Annotated in this window: 22 protein-coding genes and 1 tRNA gene; 15 read left to right on the top strand and 8 right to left on the bottom strand. The window is 61.0% G+C overall.

Annotated features, from left to right (window positions below):
- The first annotated feature begins 1 nt into the window (after position 1).
- Entirely contained in the window at positions 2–1,348 is a 1,347-nt protein-coding gene (locus G359_RS01205; RefSeq protein ID WP_045834638.1) for an ATP-binding protein, read from the top strand.
- Positions 1,338–1,871 (top strand): response regulator transcription factor, encoded by a 534-nt coding sequence (locus G359_RS01200; protein WP_045834637.1) that lies wholly within the window; start codon positions 1,338–1,340, stop codon positions 1,869–1,871. Before G359_RS01205 ends, G359_RS01200 begins: the two co-directional genes overlap by 11 nt.
- Positions 1,872–1,915: 44 nt before the next feature.
- Here the strand turns inward: G359_RS01200 and G359_RS01195 are convergent, their stop codons facing one another.
- The 3 genes from G359_RS01195 to G359_RS01185 form a co-directional block, all read right to left on the bottom strand.
- Entirely contained in the window at positions 1,916–2,182 is a 267-nt protein-coding gene (locus G359_RS01195; protein ID WP_197077514.1) for a hypothetical protein, read from the bottom strand.
- A 48-nt stretch (positions 2,183–2,230) separates the two neighbouring features.
- Positions 2,231–2,953, bottom strand: coding sequence for a hypothetical protein (locus G359_RS01190; RefSeq protein WP_045834636.1), 723 nt, complete (start codon positions 2,951–2,953; stop codon positions 2,231–2,233).
- A 245-nt stretch (positions 2,954–3,198) separates the two neighbouring features.
- Positions 3,199–3,275, bottom strand: a tRNA-His gene (locus tag G359_RS01185).
- 304 nt (positions 3,276–3,579) lie between these two features.
- Here G359_RS01185 and G359_RS01180 point away from each other — a divergent pair.
- The 3 genes from G359_RS01180 (at position 3,580) to G359_RS01170 (ending at position 5,990) form a co-directional block, all read left to right on the top strand.
- Positions 3,580–3,774 (top strand): hypothetical protein, encoded by a 195-nt coding sequence (locus tag G359_RS01180; RefSeq protein ID WP_052699136.1) that lies wholly within the window; start codon positions 3,580–3,582, stop codon positions 3,772–3,774.
- Positions 3,775–3,963: 189 nt separating this feature from the next.
- The gene (locus G359_RS01175) at positions 3,964–5,172 is read left to right on the top strand and encodes a sensor histidine kinase (protein WP_245279890.1); all 1,209 of its coding nucleotides are present in this window, start codon (positions 3,964–3,966) and stop codon (positions 5,170–5,172) included.
- A gap of 302 nt (positions 5,173–5,474) precedes the next feature.
- A complete protein-coding gene (locus G359_RS01170) occupies positions 5,475–5,990 on the top strand; it encodes a hypothetical protein (RefSeq protein WP_045834634.1) in 516 nt (171 codons plus the stop codon).
- Positions 5,991–6,008: 18 nt separating this feature from the next.
- Here G359_RS01170 and glpD read toward each other — a convergent pair whose 3' ends face one another.
- The 3 genes from glpD to G359_RS01155 form a co-directional block, all read right to left on the bottom strand.
- Positions 6,009–7,523, bottom strand: a complete 1,515-nt coding sequence (glpD, locus tag G359_RS01165) for a glycerol-3-phosphate dehydrogenase (RefSeq protein WP_371198985.1) — start codon at positions 7,521–7,523, stop codon at positions 6,009–6,011.
- Positions 7,524–7,592: 69 nt separating this feature from the next.
- A complete protein-coding gene (locus tag G359_RS01160) occupies positions 7,593–9,524 on the bottom strand; it encodes a sodium:solute symporter family transporter (protein WP_045834632.1) in 1,932 nt (643 codons plus the stop codon).
- 420 nt (positions 9,525–9,944) lie between these two features.
- Positions 9,945–10,466: a copper chaperone PCu(A)C gene (locus G359_RS01155; protein WP_045834631.1), complete on the bottom strand. Its 522-nt coding sequence runs from the start codon at positions 10,464–10,466 to the stop codon at positions 9,945–9,947.
- Positions 10,467–10,612: 146 nt separating this feature from the next.
- On the opposite strand from G359_RS01155, the gene coaBC reads away from it, so the two are divergent.
- From coaBC to G359_RS01135, 4 genes are all read left to right on the top strand, one after another.
- A complete protein-coding gene (gene coaBC / locus G359_RS01150; protein ID WP_371198984.1) occupies positions 10,613–11,872 on the top strand; it encodes a bifunctional phosphopantothenoylcysteine decarboxylase/phosphopantothenate--cysteine ligase CoaBC in 1,260 nt (419 codons plus the stop codon).
- A 10-nt stretch (positions 11,873–11,882) separates the two neighbouring features.
- Positions 11,883–12,413: a dUTP diphosphatase gene (gene dut, locus G359_RS01145; RefSeq protein WP_045834630.1), complete on the top strand. Its 531-nt coding sequence runs from the start codon at positions 11,883–11,885 to the stop codon at positions 12,411–12,413.
- A gap of 150 nt (positions 12,414–12,563) precedes the next feature.
- A complete protein-coding gene (cysK, locus tag G359_RS01140; protein WP_045834629.1) occupies positions 12,564–13,565 on the top strand; it encodes a cysteine synthase A in 1,002 nt (333 codons plus the stop codon).
- A 30-nt stretch (positions 13,566–13,595) separates the two neighbouring features.
- Positions 13,596–14,432 (top strand): HesA/MoeB/ThiF family protein, encoded by an 837-nt coding sequence (locus tag G359_RS01135; RefSeq protein WP_045834628.1) that lies wholly within the window; start codon positions 13,596–13,598, stop codon positions 14,430–14,432.
- Positions 14,433–14,447: 15 nt separating this feature from the next.
- Here G359_RS01135 and G359_RS01130 read toward each other — a convergent pair whose 3' ends face one another.
- The gene (locus G359_RS01130) at positions 14,448–15,446 is read right to left on the bottom strand and encodes a 2-hydroxyacid dehydrogenase (RefSeq protein WP_045834627.1); all 999 of its coding nucleotides are present in this window, start codon (positions 15,444–15,446) and stop codon (positions 14,448–14,450) included.
- Between the two features lie 184 nt (positions 15,447–15,630).
- Between G359_RS01130 and G359_RS01125 the strand changes: the two genes are divergently transcribed.
- Positions 15,631–16,233 carry an SH3 domain-containing protein gene (locus G359_RS01125; protein ID WP_045834626.1) on the top strand — a complete coding sequence of 201 codons (603 nt, stop codon included), beginning with the start codon at positions 15,631–15,633 and terminating at the stop codon, positions 16,231–16,233.
- A 37-nt stretch (positions 16,234–16,270) separates the two neighbouring features.
- Here G359_RS01125 and irrA read toward each other — a convergent pair whose 3' ends face one another.
- Complete coding sequence (gene irrA / locus G359_RS01120; protein ID WP_082073033.1) at positions 16,271–16,708, bottom strand: iron response transcriptional regulator IrrA; 438 nt, start codon at positions 16,706–16,708, stop codon at positions 16,271–16,273.
- A gap of 272 nt (positions 16,709–16,980) precedes the next feature.
- Here irrA and fabA point away from each other — a divergent pair, with 272 nt between their 5' ends.
- The 5 genes from fabA (at position 16,981) to G359_RS01095 (ending at position 21,102) form a co-directional block, all read left to right on the top strand.
- Positions 16,981–17,505 carry a 3-hydroxyacyl-[acyl-carrier-protein] dehydratase FabA gene (gene fabA / locus G359_RS01115; protein WP_045837507.1) on the top strand — a complete coding sequence of 175 codons (525 nt, stop codon included), beginning with the start codon at positions 16,981–16,983 and terminating at the stop codon, positions 17,503–17,505.
- 67 nt (positions 17,506–17,572) lie between these two features.
- Positions 17,573–18,805 carry a beta-ketoacyl-ACP synthase I gene (gene fabB / locus G359_RS01110; RefSeq protein ID WP_045837506.1) on the top strand — a complete coding sequence of 411 codons (1,233 nt, stop codon included), beginning with the start codon at positions 17,573–17,575 and terminating at the stop codon, positions 18,803–18,805.
- Positions 18,806–18,939: 134 nt separating this feature from the next.
- On the top strand, positions 18,940–19,809 hold the full coding sequence (fabI, locus tag G359_RS01105; protein ID WP_045834624.1) for an enoyl-ACP reductase FabI: 870 nt from the start codon (positions 18,940–18,942) through the stop codon (positions 19,807–19,809).
- Positions 19,810–19,859: 50 nt separating this feature from the next.
- Positions 19,860–20,705 carry a glutamate racemase gene (locus tag G359_RS01100; RefSeq protein ID WP_045834623.1) on the top strand — a complete coding sequence of 282 codons (846 nt, stop codon included), beginning with the start codon at positions 19,860–19,862 and terminating at the stop codon, positions 20,703–20,705.
- A gap of 136 nt (positions 20,706–20,841) precedes the next feature.
- Entirely contained in the window at positions 20,842–21,102 is a 261-nt protein-coding gene (locus G359_RS01095; RefSeq protein ID WP_045834622.1) for a hypothetical protein, read from the top strand.
- Positions 21,103–21,119 lie beyond the last annotated feature (17 nt).

Raw genomic sequence — 21,119 nt, 5'->3', positions numbered from 1 at the left:
CATGCTGAGCCGCACTGAGACAGTCCCCGGCTCCGGAGACGAGAACCGGCTGGACGATGTGGGCGTTCAGCTGACCCGCGATCCCGCCGGCACGAAGAACATGCTGCTTTTGATCCAGCTTCGCTGGATCGCGGTTGCCGGGCAGATTGCAACCATCGTCTTCGTCGAATTCGCTCTCGGCATCGGCCTGCCGCTTTTGCCGATGGCTGTCGTCATCGCCGCCTTGATCGCGCTCAATCTCGGAAGCCTGGCTTGGCTGAGGACGGGCCGGGACGTAAGCGACGCGGCACTCCTCGGCGCGTTGCTGTTCGACGTCGCGGCTTTGACGGCGCAGCTCTACTTCAGCGGCGGCGCGACGAACCCCTTCACGTTTCTCTATCTCTTGCAGGTGACGCTCGCTGCCGTGCTGCTCGACCGGCTCGCGACGGGGGCCGTCGTCGCGGCGACCTGCCTGAGCTTCGCGGCTCTCACCTTCGATTACCGTCCGCTCGCAGTGCCGGAGGGCTTCGGCGATCTCTTCAAGCTGCACATCATCGGAATGCTCGTCTGCTTCGCGCTTGTCGCGATCTTGCTGTTCGCATTCGTGACGCGCATCACGCGCAACCTTCGCGAACGCGACGCGCGCCTCGCGGCGTTAAAGCAGCACGCGGTCGAGGAAGACCACATCGTTCGGATGGGCCTTCTCGCGTCGGGCGCGGCGCATGAGCTTGGGACGCCGCTCGCGTCGCTCTCGGTCATTCTCGGAGATTGGCCGCGCGTTCCGGCGATCGCTTCCAATCCCGAGCTGCTGCAAGAGGTGGCGGAGATGCAGGCCGCGGTGAAGCGCTGCAAGTCGATCCTCACTGGTGTTTTGTTGTCGGCTGGTGAAGCGCGCGGAGAGGCGCCGCGCGTGACGACGGTCAATACGTTCGTCAACGAGCTTGTCGAAGAGTGGCGCGCCGCGCGCTCGCCGTCGTCGTTGGAGTTCACCAATGCGTTCGGTGCGGATCTTCCGATCGTCTCGGATTCGACGCTGAAGCAGGTCGTCTTCAACGTGCTCGACAACGCTTACGATTCTTCGCCCGCCTGGGTCGGCGTCACCGTCGAGCGCGACGGCGACACGCTCGTCATGCGCGTTTCGGATCGGGGACCGGGCTTCCAGCCGCAGATGCTGGCGCAGTTCGGCAAGCCCTATCAATCGAGCAAGGGGAAGCCGGGCGGCGGGCTCGGGCTTTTCCTCGTCGTGAATGTGGTACGAAAGCTTGGAGGGAGCGTCTCGGCCGCCAATCGTCCGCTCGGCGGCGCATCCGTGACGCTGAAGCTGCCGCTTGCTGCCTTGGCACTGGGAGCACGTTCGCATGGAAACTAAACGCACGCTCGTGATCGTCGAAGACGATGCCGCCTTCGCGAACACGTTGAGGCGCTCGTTCGAGCGGCGTGATTACGTTGTCGATGTTGCGCCTGGGAGAGAAGCCTTGAGCGCGATTTTAGAGGCGCGGACGCCGGGCTACGCGGTCGTCGATTTGAAACTCAATGGTGAATCCGGTCTCGCGTGCGTCGAGGCTTTGCACGCGCACGATCCGTCGACGGTGATCGTCGTGCTGACGGGATTTGCGAGCATCGCGACGGCGGTCGAGGCGATCAAGCTCGGCGCGCGGCATTACCTCGTGAAGCCGTCGAGTTCGGACGACATCGAGGAAGCGTTCGGCAAGGCCGAGGGCGACAGCGGCATCGCGCTGACCGAGCGGCCGACATCGATCAAGACGCTCGAGTGGGAGCACATTCACCAGACGCTGGTGGATACCGATTTCAACATCTCAGAAGCCGCAAGAAGGCTTGGGATGCATCGGCGGACGCTAGCGCGGAAGTTGGAGAAGCGGCAGGTGAAGTGAGGGGGGAGAAGCGGAGAGATTCTGCAGCCCTCCGCCACGATCTGCTACCAGCGTTTGCTGCCATAACCCTGCTGCTGAGAACCATAAAGTCCATAAGTCGAATTCGTTGAACCGTACGGATTCTTTGTGCCTTCCTGGCCCGTGTACGGGTTCACGTTACCCTTCGTTGAATAGTTGTCGAACGTCGAATTGTTTGGTGAGGATTTGTAATAGGGCTCGACGTAAGTTCCATTGCTCCGAGTGTAGCCATGTACGTAATCATCCGCGTTCGCGGCACAAACCGGCAAAATAATTGCTGAAACAGCAAGCATCCATTTCATCGTTCATTCTCCTCGAAATTTGATAGTGAAAAAGGCTGTCTAGTTTGTGGTTTGTGAAACCAAGAACTCGTGCTGTTCTCCGGCAAAGTCTACGGTGATTGCGTAGGATTTGGGTGCGCTGCCGGAATATGCCGGTTGATCAAGCACAATCGTGCCTCCGACCCACTCTCCTGGCATCACGGTGTTGTCTTTCAGAATGGTTTGCTGAAGCTGAGATAAATTTTGCTCGCCCTGCGCCTGAAGCGCAGCAATGTCTTCGCGCGTTTCGTAATTCGCATTTTGCTGCGCGATTTGCGCCCTTAGCGGGTCATAGGTCGTTGCCGTGTAAGTTCCATAGTTCCCATTCGCGTGGACGGTTCCCGTCGTGTTGACGTAACCTGCATTGGCCGCATTGATCCCACGTGCGGTGGCCGAGAGCACCGCGCCGACGGCTTGTATAGTTTGGCGTGTCTGTTCTTCCCGTACCAGCTCGTCGTATCGATAGACGCGCAGCGCAGTTTGTTTGCCATCGACCGTCTGGCGCGCGTTTATATTCGCCTCCATTAAGGTCTGGGGTTTATTTTCGAGGTTTCGCACGGCTACGGTGAATGCTGGTCGCGCATTGCCTTTCAAAAGCTGATTATTTGGCCGTAGCATAACCAAGTTCTTTTTCTTCGAAATCAGAGACGGAATTCCGTCTCTGACGATCGACTCTTGGCCCGGTGCTGCGGAAAGTTGGATCTTCTGCGAAGCGCATGCGGCCAGAAAAAGTACTGGCGCCAATGCTGTTATCGATGGAATTAGACGCATGTTGCCCCCCGGCTTCTGCGCTCTGATTGTCAGTGGTCGGAATGACCATTAGCCGGTTTCAACTTTTGAGTCTCGCTTCGGAAGTTTTGTGCACGGAATTCGATGTTGCAGTGCTCAGCAAAGCGGCGGCGACGGACGATGAATGGCGGGCAAGTAAAATGGGTTAGCCGTCGAAAACGACGCGCCACCGAATTCACATCAACGATGTCGGATGGGAATGGTACCGCCTCCCAGATTTGAACCGGGGACCTCTAGATCCACAATCTAGCGCTCTAACCAACTGAGCTAAGGCGGCATACCAAAATGGCCTGGGATGACTTTAGTGCGATCTGGCGGGGCATTGCACGTGCAAATCACCGCGTCGTCGCGCTTTGAAGAATCCCTATTGCCGGTCGATCCCGAGGGGATCGCACGCGACGCTGGTTCCAACACAGCGAGAGCCAAGGGTCAAGAGCGACGTATGCGCTTGCCTTGAGTTTACCCGTTTTTGGGTGTCCTTCACATCGTAGACGCAACGCGGGGAACCCGTGCGGTTCGGTTGCGTTCACGGGCGTGGCGGGGATGTTCACCAACCTGTATCCGGGGGGATTCAGAGATCAATGACGCTATGCCCATATAGCTCGGATGAGCTTAAAGACCTGCACCGGCTGCTCAAGAGCATCATCGATGAGGCTCATGCGCGGTCGCTCAATATTGCCGACGACGATATTATCGAGAAGCTGTTCGATCTGGCCGATCACGGCGAGCGCGACCCGGAAAAGCTTCGCGCGGCCGTCCTGAGCAAGGCTGCCTAAGGGCAACCCGGCTTTATCACTACCCGAGATTGTGGTCCGGGATATTCGCCGGGCGTAGTGCTCCTCCTGCGTGCTGCGCCGCCGCGTAAGACAGTGGAAAATCGCCCGTTTGCCGTTCTGAAGGCTCGCAAATCACGTAGATCATCGTGATGCGTTGCGCATGAGCCTATGGAACGGGCGCTTTTGACCATGGCGGTCTCCGCTAAACCCGCAATGCCCGGCCGCCGCGACAATCTCGCGGCGCACGAAGCCGCGCCCGCGACGGAAGCTGTCAGCTCGCAGGCGGTCATCACGATCGATCCGGAGGCGGCGGAAATTCTCGGTGCGACGGCATCGGGCGCTGCGGCTCTCGGGCTTTTTCCCTATGCGACGTTTCCAATCGCCATCGATCCCAAAACGCCGGCGCTGGAACGGCTGCGTCAGATCGCGGGCGAGAACGATTTCCGCAAAGGCGGTTTCGAGACGCTGGTGTTCTGGAGCAATGGCCGGCTGAAGCGTTTGACATGCCGCGTCACGAGGCCGGGCAAGAAGGGCTCGAAGGTTCTGCTGCTTCACGTCGATGAGGGTGAAGCGCCGTCGGAAGCGCCGTCGTTTGATGCGCGCGCTTTGACGCCGGTTTATGCGGCTATCGGGGCCGAAATCCAAGCGTTGGGCGCTGCGGGCGTTGCCGAAGCCGAGGCCGCCGCGCCGAAGCCGATGATCGTTCTGGATGCCGATCATCTCGCCAAGCTCGCGCACGAACTCAAGACGCCGCTGACGGCCATCGCTGCCGCTTCCGAGATCATGCGTGACGAGCGGCTCGGCGAGATGAAGAACGAGCGGTATCTGAGCTACGCGGCCGATATTCACGAAAGCGCGACGCACGCGCTCGACGTCATCACGGCGTTGCTTTCGGACGGCACGCGGACGACGAGCGTACCGGTCGCGCGGCTCATCGCGCTCGATCTCAATGCGATCGTAGAGCGGACGGTGTCAAGCGTGCAGGCGCTGGCGGAATCGTGCGGATTGAACCTCGTCTTCGAGAGCGACGGGGCGCGTCCGCATGTCGTCGCCAATCCGACGGCGCTTCGGCAAATCCTGCTGAACCTGCTGACGAATGCGATCAAGTTCACGCCGCGCGGCGGGGATGTTCGCGTCGCGACCGGTTATGTCGGCGATGGCCGCGTATTCCTCGTCGTGAGCGATACCGGCCGCGGGATGAGCGGAACGCAGTCGCCATCCTACAAGGCTTCCGCCGCATCGCTGCAGCCGCCCTGGGCTCACAGCACCGGCATCGGGCTGCCGCTCGTCGAACGGCTTGTTCGCGATATGGGTGCGGAGTTCGAGATCGAGAGCGCGGCGGAGGGCGGGACCGCGGCATTGATCATTTTCGGCGACTTCACGCGCCGCTTCGAGTGACCGGCCAGGCTCTCCGATCACTGACGGTAGCCAGTTGAAAATTATAAAAATTCTAATGTGAAGCCAGCGGCTTACAAATGGTTGACCGGGCGGCCATCCTCGCGCTAGCTCAAGTCAGGTCGTCATCGCGACGGCCGCGCCATTGGCTTGGCGCCAACCGATACCGGGGCCTTGAACCCTGATTATTGGAGTCGAAATGATTATTGTTCTGCAGGCGCTCCGCAGCGCCAATTCCTCTTACGCCCGTTGGTCCTTCAGCTCATTCGCCGCAATCGCGCGCGTCCCAGCGGAGGTCTGCAACAATGGCTAATTCGGCATCCATCGGACATGTCGCCCGCTCGGCCAAGGTCGTGCCGCTTCCCGCGCGCGCTCCGGAGCGGTTGGTTGGCGTTGGCTTCCGGTGCTGGCTCGCGGGCTTGTCGACTGGCGACATCAAGTGCTGGGAAGATGCCTGGAACACGTTTTCAGGCATGCTCGGGCCTGAAAAGGCGAAGACGCTGCTTCTCGATCTCTCGAAGTTCGTTCGCGCAGTGAAAGCGAACGCGCAGCGCGACATCGAAATCTCGCCGGCCGGCTGCCGCAGTTTCTGCCGTGACGAGTGTCTGGCGATCTCGATCATCGCGGCCTGTCAGCATGGCGAGCGGCAAGCGCTGAAGGCATCGGTTTCGGCGCTGATCGGCTCGGAAGATATCGGCGACACATTGAACGGTGCGCTGGCGCTTGCGGATGCTCTCAGCAGCACCAATCAGATGCTGTGTGCGGATTCCGTTTGCCCCGCGACGTGCGCGCTTCGCGCTTCGCGCCGGCGTTTGATGTAAAGCGCTTCTGCTCTTTCGTCAGGATTTGTCGAGACAGGCTTGGATGCGATCGGCGGCGCGCGCAATATCGTCCGCTCTCAGATGCAAGCCTGCCTTGGTTCGCCGCCAGAGAACGTCGGTCGCAGTTTCCGCCCACTCTTCCGATTTGAGATAAGCGACCTCGCGCTCGGTTAGACTGCCGCCGAAATTTTCGCCGAGGTCTTTTTCGGACGCGGCGCCGTCGATGATCTTGCGGGCCCGCGTGCCATGGCGGCGTGCCAGCTGGCGAAGGAAAGCTGTCTCGAAGCCTGAGTTCTCCCGAGCGAATTCTTCAAACCATTGATCGAACGACCGGCCGCCCAGATCGCCGCCCGGCAGAGGCACCGTTCGCGTACGTCCGGGCTGCATTTTCGGAAAATAGGGGTTCATAAATTTCAACGCCGCTTCGGCGAGCTTGCGGTAGGTCGTGATCTTTCCGCCGACGACGTGAAGTATCGGCGGCGTATCGGTTGCGTCGAGTTCGAGACGGTAATCGCGGCTCACGGCAGACGCGGTTTCGCTGCCGTCTTCATCGAGCGGACGAACGCCGGCGAAACTCCAGACAATGTCGCGATGGGTGAGTGGCTTTCGAAAAAAGCGATTGGCGGCATCGAGCAAGTAGTCTTGTTCTTCGCGCGAGGGGTTTGCGTGGCGCGGGTCGCCGGCGAATGCTTCCTCCGTCGTGCCGATCATCGTGAACGTTTCTTCGAACGGCAACGCGAACACGATCCGGCCGTCGCTGTTTTGGAACGTGTACGCGTCATCGGCGCCTGCAACGCGCGGTACGGTGATGTGGCTGCCTTTGACGAGCCTCACGGTCGGAGGTCGAATGTGTTGCGGGCTGTTTGCAAGCGCTGCCACTTTTGCAACCCACGGTCCCGCAGCGTTGATGACGGCGCGAGCAGCAACGCGACGGCCCGCGTTACCGAGTGTTGCAGTCCAGAAGCCATCTTCGATGTTCAATCCGGTGACGGGCGTTCGCGTTTCGATGCTCGCTCCGGCTTCGCGCGCGGCAATTGCATTCAGAACGACAAGCCGGGAATCGTCGACGGCACAGTCCCAGTACGTGAAGCCGCGCGTCAATTCCGGCATCAGAGGTGCGCCCGCCGGATCGCGTCGCAGATCAATCGCGTGCGACGCGCCGAGGGATTTCCGGGTCGCCAGATGATCGTAGAGAAACAGTCCGGCGCGCATCATCAGTTCGCTGCGCATGCCGGGCGCCTGCGGAAGTACGAAGCGCATCGGATGGATGATATGCGGTGCCTTCGCAAGAAGGACTTCGCGCTCGGCGAGGGCTTCACGAACGAGGCGGAATTCAAAATGCTCGAGGTATCGGAGGCCGCCGTGGATCAGCTTGGAGCTTGCCGACGACGTTGCCCCCGCGAGGTCATCCGCCTCGGCGAGGAAAACAGTCAGTCCACGCATCGCGGCATCGGCTGCGATACCGGCACCGTTGATGCCGCCGCCGATCACGAGGAGATCGTAAATCTCGTCCGCCATGGTTGGTGCCGCCATGCGTTGGTGCAGCTTCAGAACGTCGTGCCGCGTCCAACTCTAGGCGACTCGTTCGCGCCCGCGAAGGTTTCAGGCGGGCGCTTCTTCTTTCTTTTTCTGCGGCCGGAGCAGCAGGCTGACCAAGAGACCCGCAACGAAGCTCGCGGGGACCGCGACGAGCGTGATGGCGGCCGGCTTCAGTCCGCCCCAGTTTGCAATCGTGGTCACGTGCTTGACGAGCGCTGAGCGGGCGAGCGCTTCCGCTTCGGGTGTCGTCGCAGCAGCAAGTGCGGCTTGGAGTTCAGCGAAGCGCTTTGCCGCCATTGGCGGCGCATCGGAAAGGCCGCCGGTGATACTGAATAGCTCGACTGGCCACAGGTGAACGCCCAGCAGGTAAGCAGCGGTGATCAGCGTTCCGACAAGCATCGCGGCGATGGCGCCCGCGGCGTTCATATGGCGCCAGTGCAGGCCAAGAACGAGCGAGGGGAAAATGCCGGCGGCCAATAATGCGAAGCCTTCCGCCGCGAGAAGCGCGGTACCTATGGCCGAATAGAGCGCCAACACAGCCGCTCCGACGAGCAGAGTTCCGCCGATCGACACCGAACGAAAATCAAGGCCCGGCGCGCGCTCATCGCGCTTCGTTCTGATCTCACCGTCTGCGACGACGATGCTCGATATAAGCGCATTGCCGACGAGCACCGACGCCAGGATGACGCCGAGCAAGAGCGGATATTCCAGCATGGGATCGAGACCCGAAATCATCGGCGCCGCGACGACGAATCCGTCCGTCGTGAATGCGAGATCCTGAAGTCTCAGGAAGCCGCGCTGTCCGGAGGCTTTGGCGCAGGCGGCGGCGAGATCGGCTGTCGCGGGCGACGTCTGATCGCAAACTTTCACCCAGCCGCGCGCGCTCGCTTCGGCGAAGGATTGCGGGATAGCCGCAATTTCTATGCCTTTCGACATCGCTTCTTCGAAGCCGATGCGGCTGTAGAGCGCCAGCGGCGGAAGGCTGGCGATGAGGATCGCGACGCCGACGAGCGCCAGGGCCGTGCGCTTCACCGCGCCGCCCGGCGCGACCGCCGATTGCGACACGTGCCGCCCGAGAAGATGGGGAGCCGCGACCACGCCGAGCGCGACCGCGAGCAAGAGCCCCGCAAAATTTCGCATCGATAGCTGCAGGAACGGCGACGTCATCGGCGTCAACGATTTCACGTCCGACAGGCGATTGACGACAAGTGCCTGATTGAGGTTGGCGTGACTTTCAAGCGCGGACCCGAGCGAAAAGTGCGGCAGGGGCGAGCCGGTCGAAAACACCGCGAGCGCGATCAACGTCGCGAGCAATCCGACGAAGACGGCGACGAAGCCGAGACCGCCGCTCATTTTCGCTGGCGAGAGAAATGTGCCTGCAAGCCAAGTCGCGGCTACTGCGAGCGCGAGGCCGAGTATCGCTTGGTGGAGGGGAATTCCGGTGAGGCTCTGAAGGCCAAGCGAACCTGCCCTGATGTCGGCGGCCAGGAGCAGACCTGTCGCCGCCAATGCGATGAGGAATGCCAAGCGGCGCGTCAGGCTTCCGCCGTAACGGATCGCAAAAAATCCGCTGATCGATTGCACGGGGTAGAGAACGAAGCGCGGCGCTACGAGGATCGCAAGCAGGGCGACGCCGGCGACGAGACCGAGCGGCAGGGCCAAGCCGTCATAGCCCATCGCTGCGATATAACCGGTGAAGCCAAGAAGCGCGACGGCGCCGACGATCTCGCCAGCGAATATGAGGGCAGGGCGAATGCCTTCGCGAACCGGCACACCGCCAGCTCTCCAAGCGTAGAAGGCGACCAACGCAACGAGACCGATGATTGCGCCTTGCGCGGCAATCCAGAAGCCGAGTGGGAAACCGCCGATACGAACAAAATTGAGCGTCAGCGCCGACAGCGGCAGCGCGACCGACAGGATCAGCCAAATCAGCAAGCTCGCCAGAAGCAGGCGACCTGAAGGCCGGCTGGCGCCAGCAATATCCCCCAAACTCATCTTCACCCTCTCTGCGTCCCCGACACAGGATCCTGAGCGCGCTATTGGCGTCAGAAAGGCGTTACGATCAAGGCAGCCAAGGCAATACTGCCAAGACGCGACTCAGGAAGCGTGGAAAGCGGTTCGCCGATGGCGATCTCGGCCACTCTAGGATTGCTTATGAGCGTGAGTGAGGGTCGGCCATAAAACGGCAATGGGGTGGCTCGAATTACCGAACCACCCCGATGGTATCGTCCCTAGACTTGGACCTTTATTCGTTTTTTTTGTCTTGCGACCGGTCCCGGCCATCGCAAGTGGCGGCAACATGTACCAAACAATCTTCTGCGTCAAGTCACCGCGCGACATAAATAATTTACGCTTTCAGTATGCCTGAAAGATGATCACGCGAGGGGCCAACGGAGCTGCGCTGGGGCTTTAATTTCAGTCGTGGTGCATCTCATGGTGCATGGCGCCCATAGAATCATCAACCGGCTGCGAGTCAAACCCATGAGGTCCCTTTGCGCCGGGCGGTTCGATCGTTCCTTCAACCTCTATGGGGCCGGCCTTGGCGAAGGTCAGCGTGAGCTTCACCAGATCGCCCTCCTTGAGCGGCTCTTTCAAATCGAACAGCATCATGTGATCGGCCATCGGCTTCAGGACGACGGATTCGCCGGGCTTCAGGTCGATGCCGTCGAGACGGCGCATCTTCATGACGTCGCCCTCCATGGTCATCGAATGAATTTCAGCCCGGCCGGCGACGGGGGACGAGACGCTGATCAGCCGGTCGGAGGTATCCTTGTCAGTCTTGATCTCGGCGAAGGCCGAGCCGACCTTTGCGCCTTCCGGCGTGGCGCGTGCCCAGGGATGTGCAACCGTTACGCCTTTGACGGTCACTTCGTGGGCGTCGGCCAGGGCGGGCGCTAGCGCGGCCAGCACGGCGAAGGCCGGGATTATCAGACGCATGGCAGTTCCTCCAGAGAGACATTCCAGGGCGGATATAGGCCAGATCCCAGAAAATGGCATGGGTCCAAGGGCTGAAATTTGTGGTCTTGGCCGGGACTTAACCTAAGGCTTCCGGGAATGTGCTAAAGAGCCAAGGCGTGTACCGAGTGGAAACGGGACTTAACGAATTGTCATCGCCCAAGCGTATCCTTCTGATCATCGGCGGCGGCATCGCGGCCTATAAGTGCTTGGAGCTGATCCGGCGGCTGAGGGAGCGCGGGCACAGCGTCCGGGCTGTGATGACGAAGGCCGCCCACCATTTCGTGACGCCGCTTTCCGTTGGCGCACTGACCAACGAAAGGGTGCTGACAAACCTCTTCGATCTCGACGACGAACGCGAGATCGGACACATCCGGCTGGCACGTGACAGCGATCTGATCGTCGTTGCGCCCGCGACGGCCGATCTCATCGCGAAAATGGCCGGCGGGCACGCCGACGACCTCGCGACCGCCGTTCTGCTTGCCACCGATAAGCCCGTCCTCGTCGCACCTGCCATGAACCCCGCGATGTGGCATCATCCGGCGACGCGCCGGAACGTTGAGCAGCTCAAGGCCGACGGCATCCGGCTTATCGGGCCTGCCGCCGGTGAAATGGCGGAGCGCGGCGAAGCTGGGCTCGGCCGCCTCGTCGAAGTTCCCGAACTTGTCGCGGCCATCGAGGGGGTTTTTGAGCCGGGCCAGCCGCGACACGGCGGCGTTCTCGAGGGCCGGCATGTCCTCATCACAAGCGGGCCGACGCACGAGCCCATCGATCCGATCCGCTATCTGGCGAACCGTTCGTCGGGCAAGCAGGGTTTCGAACTCGCGACCGCTGCGGCCGATCTCGGTGCGCGGGTGACGCTGATCACGGGTCCGGTTTCGCTTCCCGAACCGGCCGGCGTCGACATCATTCGCATCAAGACGGCGGCGGAAATGCTGGAGGCGGTGAAGGCGGCGCTGCCGGCCGATATCGCCGTCTTCGCGGCGGCCGTTGCTGATTGGCGCGTCGAGACCATTCAAACCGAGAAGATCAAGAAGACCGATAAGACGGGTGCGCCGACGCTAACGCTCACCGAAAACCCGGATATCCTGAAAATGATCGCGCGGCCCGGTCCGGAACGGCCGCGTCTCGTCATCGGTTTCGCGGCTGAAACGCAGAATGTTTTGGACTATGCGAAGTCGAAACTGAAATCCAAGCGCGCCGATTGGATCGTCGCCAATGACGTTTCGCCCTCGTCGGGCGTCATGGGCGGCGAGAACAATACGGTGCATCTGATTACTGCGAGCGGTGTCGAGAGCTGGCCCGAAATGAGCAAAGCCACGGTCGCGCGGAAAATTATGGAGCGCGCAGCGGAACAGCTGCACACAAAAAGGACGGCTGCGGAATGAAGGACGCCGAATGAAGGTCAAAGTCAGGCGTCTCGAGCATGCCGAGGGATTACCGCTTCCAGATTATCAGACGGCCGACGCAGCAGGATTCGATCTTGTGGCGGCTGTCTCTGAGGGTACTCCTGTTACCATCGCGCCGGGCGCGCGTGCGCTCATTCCGACGGGGTTGATCTTCGAGCTTCCGCGCGGGACGGAGGCACAGGTTCGTCCGCGATCAGGCCTCGCCGTGAAGCACGGCGTTACAGTTCTCAATAGCCCTGGCACGATCGACGCCGACTATCGCGGCGAGGTTGCAGTAATCTTGATCAACCTCGGAACGGAGCCGTTTGCCGTGGCGCGCGGCGAGCGCATCGCCCAAATGATCGTCGCGCCGGTAACCCGTGTAAAACTTCGCGAAAGTAAAAAGCTCAAGGCAACAAAAAGGGGCGCGGGTGGTTTCGGCTCTACGGGCGTTGGCGCGGCTCCATCCCATGACCGCCCCGCGAAGAGGAAAGCGGTTGCTAAAGGACCGGCCGGAGAGCAAACAAAATCTCGTTCGTGATTTCAACGGGCGCGCAAATCATAAAAAGTGTAATGCTTATGGGGAGATATGCGCTTTCTCACCTCTTGAGCGTCCCTCTCGAACCTGCGAGAACCGGTCTCACGTTTGTGCTCGGTGAGCGCGTCATAACGAGACAGATCAGGACAGGTCATGGCAGAAACTATTGAGATCAAAACACTCGAAGCCACGAAGAGCTGGGGGCGCGGCCGCGTTTATGACAGCATCACGGAAACGATCGGGCACACGCCGCTCGTCCGCCTAAAGAACATCAAGGCGGCAGCGAACCTCAAAGCCGACATTTTGCTGAAGCTCGAATTCTTCAATCCGCTGTCGTCGGTCAAGGACCGCATCGGCGTCGCGATGATCGACGCGCTCGAAGCCGAAGGCCGCATCAAGCCCGGCAAGACGGTTCTGATCGAGCCAACGTCCGGCAACACCGGCATCGGTCTCGCATTCGTCGCGGCGGCGCGTGGCTATCGCCTCATCCTCGTCATGCCCGAGACGATGTCGATCGAACGCCGCAAGATTTTGAGCCACCTCGGCGCCGAACTTGAACTGACGCCCGGAGCAGGCGGCATGCCGGCAGCCGTCGCGCGCGCTGAAGAGCTTGCGAAGACGCTTCCCGATGCCGTGATCCCGGGCCAGTTCGACAATCCGGCCAACCCGCTCGTTCACGAAAAGACGACGGCGGAAGAAATCTACAACGACACGAACGGCAAGGTGGATGCACTCGTGATCGGCGTCGGCACCGGCGGCACGTTGACGGGCGTCGGCCGCGCTCTGAAAAAGCGTATTCCGGGGCTCAAGGTGATTGCCGTGGAACCGACGACCAGCGCGATCCTCTCCGGCCAGCCGCGCGGTCCCCACAAAATTCAGGGCATCGGCGCGGGATTCATTCCGAGCATTCTCGACCGCGGTCTGATCGATGAGGTTGTGACCGTTGCGAGCGATACCGCATTTGAGGTTTCGCGCACTGTTGCGAAGGCCGAAGGCATTCCCGGCGGCATCTCGACGGGCGCCAACGTGGCTGCTGCGATCTCCGTCGCCGAAAGGCCCGAGTTTGCGGGTAAAACGATCGTCACGTTCGCGCCTTCGTCGGCCGAGCGTTATTATTCGAGTGAACTTTTCGTCGATCCGCAGCCGAAGGGCTGAGGCTTCGACGCCCTAAACTTTTGAGGTCCAATGGCTACGCTCACGGCAGACGAGGTTCAGCGCTACAAGCGCCACCTCGTGCTGCGTGACGTCGGAGCGCCCGGACAGCAAAAGCTCAAGGCGGCACGCGTTCTCGTTATTGGCGCCGGCGGACTTGGTTCGCCGGTCGTCACCTACTTGGCAGCGGCCGGCATCGGCACGATCGGCATCATCGATGACGATCGCGTCTCGATCGACAACCTGCAGCGCCAGATCGCGCATCGCACCGAAGATGCGGGCAGGCTGAAGGTCGAGAGTGCGCGGGATACGATCCTTCGCATCAATCCGCTCGTGACCGTCGAGACGTACGCTGAGCGCATCGACGCGACGAACGCCCTCGATATTATTTCGCGCTACGACATCGTTGCGGATGGCTCGGACAATTTCGCGACGCGCTATCTCGTCTCGGACGCGTGCTATTTCGCGAAGCGGCCGCTTGCCTATGCGGCGCTCGGATCGTTCGACGGCTATATCTCGCTCTTCAAGCCGCACGCGACCGACGCGCAAGGAAATCCCTACCCGACGCTGCGTTGTGTTTTTCCGGAAGCGCCTCCCGCAGGGCTTGTCGCCAATTGCGAAGAGGTCGGCGTGTTGGGCCCTGTCGCCGGTGTCGTCGGGACATTGCAGGCGACCGAAGTCGTGAAAGAAATTCTCGGTCTCGGCGAAAGTCTCGCGGGACGCCTGCTGATCTATGACGCGCTCGCGACGCGATTCGAGGTCGTGACAATCTCCTGGGATCCGGACAATCCGCTCTCAGGGCGCAATCCGACGATTACGGACCTCAAATCAGCGCAAGCGGTTACCAACCCCGCTTGCGCTGCCGAATAGTTCGTAAAGTTCTGCTCAGAGCATTGCCGGGTGAACGCGGTCGGGCGGTGCGTGCCCGTCGGCGAATGCCTTGATGTTGATGATGACCTTTTCGCCCATGTCGATGCGGCCCTCGATCGTCGCCGAACTCATGTGCGGCAGAGCGACGACGCGCTCGGACGCCAAGAGCCGCGGATTGACGGCCGGCTCGTGCTCGAACACGTCGAGACCGGCGCCTGCGATCGCGCCGGCTTCGAGGAGGCGAACCAGCTCGTTCTCGTCCACGACCTCGCCGCGCGCGGTGTTGACGATGTAAGCCGACGGCTTCAGCAACTTCAGCCGGCGCGCCGACAACAGGTGATAGGTTCCGGGCGTGTGCGGACAGTTGATCGAGACAATGTCGACGCGCGTCAGCATCTGATCGAGGCTTTCCCAGAAGGTTGCCTCGAGTTCCTCCTCCACCTCTTCGGCCGCGCGACGGCGGTTGTGGTAGTGGATCTGCAAGCCAAACGCCTTGGCGCGGTGTGCGACCGCCTGGCCGATGCGGCCCATGCCAATGATGCCGAGCCGTTTGCCGTAGATGCGGTGGCCGAGCATCCAGGTCGGCGACCAGCCGGACCACTTCGTTTCCGGATTGCGCATGTAGGCTGCGCCTTCGGCGAGGCGGCGCGGCACAGCGAGAATGAGCGCCATCGTCATATCGGCGGTGTCTTCGGTCAGCACGCCGGGGGTGTTGGTCACCAGAATGCCGCGGTTGCGCGCGGTATCGAGATCGACGTTATCGACACCCGTTCCGAAGTTCGCGATGAGGCGAAGCTTGGGGCTGGCTTGCGTCAGTACGGCGCGATCGATGCGATCGGTGACCGTCGGCACGAGCACGTCAGCGGTTTTGACAGCCTCGATCAGCTGAGCCTGATTGAGTGGCTTGTCTTCGATGTTGAGACGCGTGTCGAAAAGCTCGCACATCCGAGTCTCGACGACATCGGGGAGTTTGCGGGTGACAACGACGACAGGTTTCTTATGAGGGGTGGGCATTCGCTTCCCGTTGCAAGAAAATCGCGGCGTTCGCATGTCCCTTGCGGCGCCGCTTGAGAAAGTGCGGCCCCGTGTCTATCAGATGGTCTTCGCGAAGACAAAGTCCTGAAATCAGTTGCGGACGCCTAAGATAAGGGCACGCTAACCGATTTTGTTGCCGAGCGCGGGGTTTGAGACCGCTTCCATGACAATAACGATCCTAAACCATAGACGCGCCCGGCCGGGGGCGGGGCTGCGGCTGGCGCTTTCGAGCGTCAGGGCCATTCTTGCAGCTGCCGCGATCGCGGTGATTCTGCCTGCAGGTGCGCCTGCTGCCGTCGCCGATGACGCGCCTGCGCTCACTGGAAGCGGCTTGCCGGTGCCGCGCTTCGTCAGCCTCAAGTCGGACAGGGTCAACCTTCGGAACGGGCCAGGGACCGATTATCCGACCTCCTGGATCTATCGGCGCGCCGGTCTGCCGGTCGAGGTCATCAAGGAATTCGAAGCTTGGCGGCAGGTTCGCGACGCGGAAGGCGCCACGGGCTGGGTTCTGCAGTCGTTGCTGTCAGGCCGGAGAACAGGCCTCGTTCTGCCTTGGGAACGGAAGACCGGGACGTCGCCGCCGCTGGTGCCGATCATGGCAAGCGATAGCGAGCACACGAATGTGGTGGCGAACGTCGAAGCGGGCGTCATCGCCGACTTGCACATGTGCGACGGACGCTGGTGCCGCGTCACGGTTGACCAATACAGCGGCTACATCGAGCAAAAGAAGCTGTGGGGCGTCTACGAGGGCGAGACGTTCAAGTGAGGCTGATGCCTCTCGTTGGCGAGCTTGACGTTTGGTCTCAAGCTTTCGTCAGGCGCACGACAACATCGACGTGCGTGATTTTCAGGCCCTCGGGCGGTTCGGGGAGCCCAGCGACGGTAATGGCATCGCCCGGGATATCCATCAGCTCGCCGTTCGGCTCGAGCAGGAAGTGATTGTGGTTGGACGTGTTGGTGTCGAAGTAGGCTTTTGAGCCTTCGATCGCCAGTTCGCGCAGAAGGCCGGCGCGCTTGAACTGGTGGAGCGTGTTGTAAACGGTCGCGAGCGAAACATGCTCGCCAAGCCCCGCGACTTCAGCATGAAGCTGTTCTGCCGTCACGTGGCGATCGCCGCCTTCAAAGAGAAGCCGACCGAGCGTCATACGCTGACGCGTGGGCCGGAGACCCGACTTTCGCAGGATCTCGGACGTCGTCATCGGCACTTCTGTTGCCGTACCTAGCGGAGATTTCTCAGTCATTTCCGTTTGCAGAACCGTGCTTGCGTCCCCACCTTGAACCGACAAGATATCAGCTCTTACGAAACGCGCCAGTTACATAAGTATAGTCACTTGCCTTAAAAGCCGCAACTTACGGCGAGAATCGGTCTTTAAGACAGGTCAACGCCCTGTTACACGCAGCGGCCAGCCTGCTAGGCGCAGCGGCATGCGTGTGTTACGACCCCGTTATCTTGACCTACCCGGAGCATAATGTGAACGAACACCGCATAGTCAGCCATGAAGCGAGGGGACCCGTGGCGGAACGCCGTTCGAGCTTCGAGTTTGAGGATTTGCTGGCCTGCGGGCGCGGCGAGCTGTTCGGTCCGGGCAATGCTCAATTGCCGCTGCCGCCAATGTTAATGGTCGATCGCATTTCGGAGATCTCCGAAAATGGCGGTGCACATGGCAAGGGCCTCATCGTTGCCGAGCTTAAGGTTGCAGGCAACGAGCGCCTCGATTGGCTATTCGCCTGCCATTTCAAGGGCGATCCGGTGATGCCCGGCTGCCTCGGCCTCGATGCGCTCTGGCAATTGACGGGATTTTATCTGGGCTGGCTCGGCCTTACGGGGCAGGGCCGGGCTTCCGGCGTCGGCGAGGTCAAATTCACGCGCGAAGTCACGCCTGACGTAAAACTGCTTGAATATGTCATAGACATTAAGCGGGTCATCGCCCGGAAACTGAAACTCGCAGAGGCGGACGGGGTCCTGAAAGCCGATGGCGAGGTGATATACACAGCCAAGGACCTGAGGGTCCTACTCAAGTCGAGCGAAGGTCCTTAAGCGTTTGGCGCAGAGGGCCCGGCTGTCAAAGCGGGCGGCAGCAGGAACCGCAGGAGTGAAGGAGCGCATGCGGCGCGTAGTTGTGACTGGCATGGGTGTGGTGTCCTCGATCGGGAACAACACCCAAGAAGTTCTTGCTTCGTTGAGAGAGGCAAAGTCCGGCATTTCTCGCGCAGAGAAATACGCTGAGTTGGGCTTCAAATGCCAAGTCCACGGAGCCCCACACATCGAGTGGGAGGCTATGGTTCCCCGGAAGCCGAAGCGCTTCATGGGGCCTGGTGTCGGCTGGAACTGGATCGCGATGGATCAAGCCATCCGCGATGCGGGCCTCGAGGCGACCGATGTCGTCAACGAGCGCACCGGCATCATCGTCGGTTCGGGCGGCCCTTCGACCCGCGCGATCGTCGAAGCAGCCGAAGTGACGCTCGAATCCGGTAGCCCAAAGAAAATCGGGCCGTTCGAGGTTCCGAAAGGCATGTGCTCGGGTCCCTCGGCGGCGCTTGCCACGGCCTTCCAGATCAAAGGCGTCAATTATTCGATTTCATCGGCTTGCGCGACAAGCTCGCACTGCATCGGCAACGCGGCCGAGTTGATCCAGTGGGGCAAGCAGGACGTGATGTTTGCCGGCGGTTGCGAAGAGCTCGACTGGACTTTGTCGAACCTCTTCGATGCCATGGGCGCGATGTCCACCCACTTTAACGATACTCCGGCGCGGGCGAGCCGCGCCTACGACAAGAACCGCGATGGCTTCGTTATCGCGGGCGGCGCAGGCGTCGTCGTGCTCGAGGAACTGGAGCACGCGAAGGCCCGTGGCGCCAAGATTTACGGCGAGCTTACGGGCTATGCCGCGACATCCGACGGTTTCGATATGGTTGCACCCTCGGGCGAGGGCGCCGAGCGCTGCATGCGTCTGGCTCTCAAGGGTTTTGACGGCAAGGGCTTGCCGAAGATCGACTATCTCAATCCGCATGGGACGGGCACGCCAGTCGGCGATGCGAAAGAGATCGAGGCCGTTCGTGCGGTGTTCGGAGCCAATGCGCCCGTCATCTCGGCTACCAAATCGTTAACGGGACATTCGCTTGGCGCCATCGGTGTTCAAGAGGCGATTTTCTCGCTGCTGATGATGAATAACGGTTTCATCTGCGAGAGTGCGAACATTGACGAACTTGACCCTGCGTTCGCCGATATGCCAATCGCACTCAAGCGTATAGACAACGCAGACCTTAACTGTGTGATGTCGAACAGCTTCGGTTTTGGCGGCACTAATGCCACTCTGATCTTCTGCCGGCATGATGCCTGAGTAACCAAAGCTTTCCTGGCCGCCGCTAGGAATTGCGACGCGGCGGACGGTTGAGAGCGATGAGAGTATATAAACGTGGCGCCGGCTGGTTTGACGTTCGCGGGCGTTCCTTTGGTGACAAAACGAGGCTTCCTATGACCGACTTCGATATCGCAAAGCCAGGCCCTCTGATGGCGGGTAAGCGCGGTCTTGTAATGGGGGTCGCCAATGATCGGTCGATCGCTTGGGGAATTGCGCGCGCTCTTGCAGGACAAGGTGCCGAACTCGCATTCACCTATCAGGGTGGCGCATTCGGCCGCCGCGCGCTTCCTCTCGCGCAATCGCTCGGCTCGAAGATCATCGAGGAATGCAACGTTCTCGATCTTGCGAGTGTCGACAATGTCTTCGCGCGGATCAAGGAAGAGTGGGGCGGCCTCGACTTCGTGGTTCACGCTCTCGCCTATTCCGATCCGAAAGAGCTTGCCGGACGCTACGCCGATACGACCCGCGAGAACTTCATCAACTCGATGGTGATCTCGTGCTTCTCGTTCACTGAAATTGCGAAGCGGGCTTCGGCACTGATGCCGAACGGCGGATCGCTCATCACGCTGTCCTATGGCGGCGCGACGCGCTGGGTACCATCCTACAACGTCATGGGCGTTGCGAAAGCGGCGCTTGAAGCTTCCGTTCGTTATCTCGCTGCCGATCTCGGGCCGCAGGGCGTTCGCGTCAACGCGCTCTCGGCTGGTCCGATGCGCACGCTTTCCGGCGCTGGCGTTTCGGACGCGCGCGTGATCTTCAATTTCCAGCGCGATAACTCGCCGCTGCAACGCACGCCCACACTGGACGAGGTCGCGGGCTCGGCGCTCTATCTGTTGTCGCCGATGTCGGGCGCCGTTACCGGCGAAGTTCATTTCGTCGATTGCGGCTATAACACCGTGTCGATGCCGTCGCTCGAAGGCCTGAAAGAGCACGACAGCGAAGCCAAGACGGCGAGCCGCTCGCCGTCGGCTGCTGCGGAGTGACATTTGGAGGCCGTTGACGTTCGCCGTCGGCCGTCGCAAACACTCCGCTCATGATCGGGGTATTTGATTCAGGTCTCGGCGGGCTGACCGTCCTTCGCGCGCTCGTCGAGCGATTCAAGGCCGTCGATTTCGTCTATCTCGCCGATCACGCGCACGTGCCGTACGGCGACAGGCCTTCGGAAGACATCGTCGATTTTACGCGTGGCTCCGTCGAGGAGCTGTTTGCCCGAGGTGCGAAGCTCGCGCTCCTCGGCTGCAATACGGCGACGGCTGTGGCGCTCCGGCGCCTGCAGCAGCAGTGGCTGCCTGAGAGCAAGTGGGTTGGCGCGCATAACGTACTCGGCATCGTCGCGCCGACGGTTGAGGCAGCCACGCAGACACCGTGGGCAGTGACGTCGCCGCAATATCCGCAGAAGTACAATACCGATACCATCGGCGTGTTCGGTACGACGCGCACAATCACATCGGGCGTCTATGCGGAAGAGATCCGTAAGCGCTGTCCGAAGGTGACTGTCGTTCAGCAGATCTGCTCGGAGTTGGCAGGGGCAATTGAGAATAAACGTCCGGAGGCGGAGCTCGATGCTCTTGTCCGGCAGGGCGTCGAGAGCCTGCTCTTGCAGACAGGCAACCTGCCGCCGCACCGGGCTATTCTCGGCTGCACGCATTTTCCCCTCGTCGAGCCTCTTTTCAGGAAATATCTCCCGCCGTTCACACGGATTTTGTCTCAGCCCGAGGTGGTGGCAGACAGTTTCGAAGACTATCTCGCGCGCCGCGCGAATTATGTGGCGGGCGGTGAGGGCGGCACGCTGACGTTGCTCACGACCGGAGATCCAGATGAGGTGAGCGAAAAAGCTCGCGTTTTCTGGCCTGATGTTCCGCACTTCGCCAAGGCCTGACGCCTAGCTGCAACGCGCGCCGACGATAGCACCTCTGTCATAACTGATCCGATGGCGGCCTTTATCCTCGCCTGCTAGCTTTCACGTCTTAGAAGTTGGCAGGAGGCTTTTGCCTCCAGGGGAGAGGAGTAGCCGAATGGCTCGAAAGTTTTCGCTCGTAGCGGTGACAATTGCGGCTGGCGTGTTGTGCGCGGCGACACAGGGCATGGCCGCGACGGGCGGATCTCTTGGCGCGCTGAAGGGCGTCGGGACAGCTCAGTCCAGCATTGAACAAGCGCACTTCTGGCACCGGACCTGCCGCAAGGGACTGCACGGCTACCACAAGCATGTTCCCGGCATCGGCCGTGTGCAATGCACGAACCATGTCTGCAAGCACGGCAAGTGCTGGTGGTATTGATCGCACTCGTCTCGGTC

Source organism: Hyphomicrobium sp. 99 (assembly GCF_000384335.2).
GTDB lineage: Bacteria > Pseudomonadota > Alphaproteobacteria > Rhizobiales > Hyphomicrobiaceae > Hyphomicrobium_B.
The sequence above is the reverse complement of the archived record's forward strand: the minus strand, read 5'-3'. Positions and strand labels throughout refer to the sequence as shown.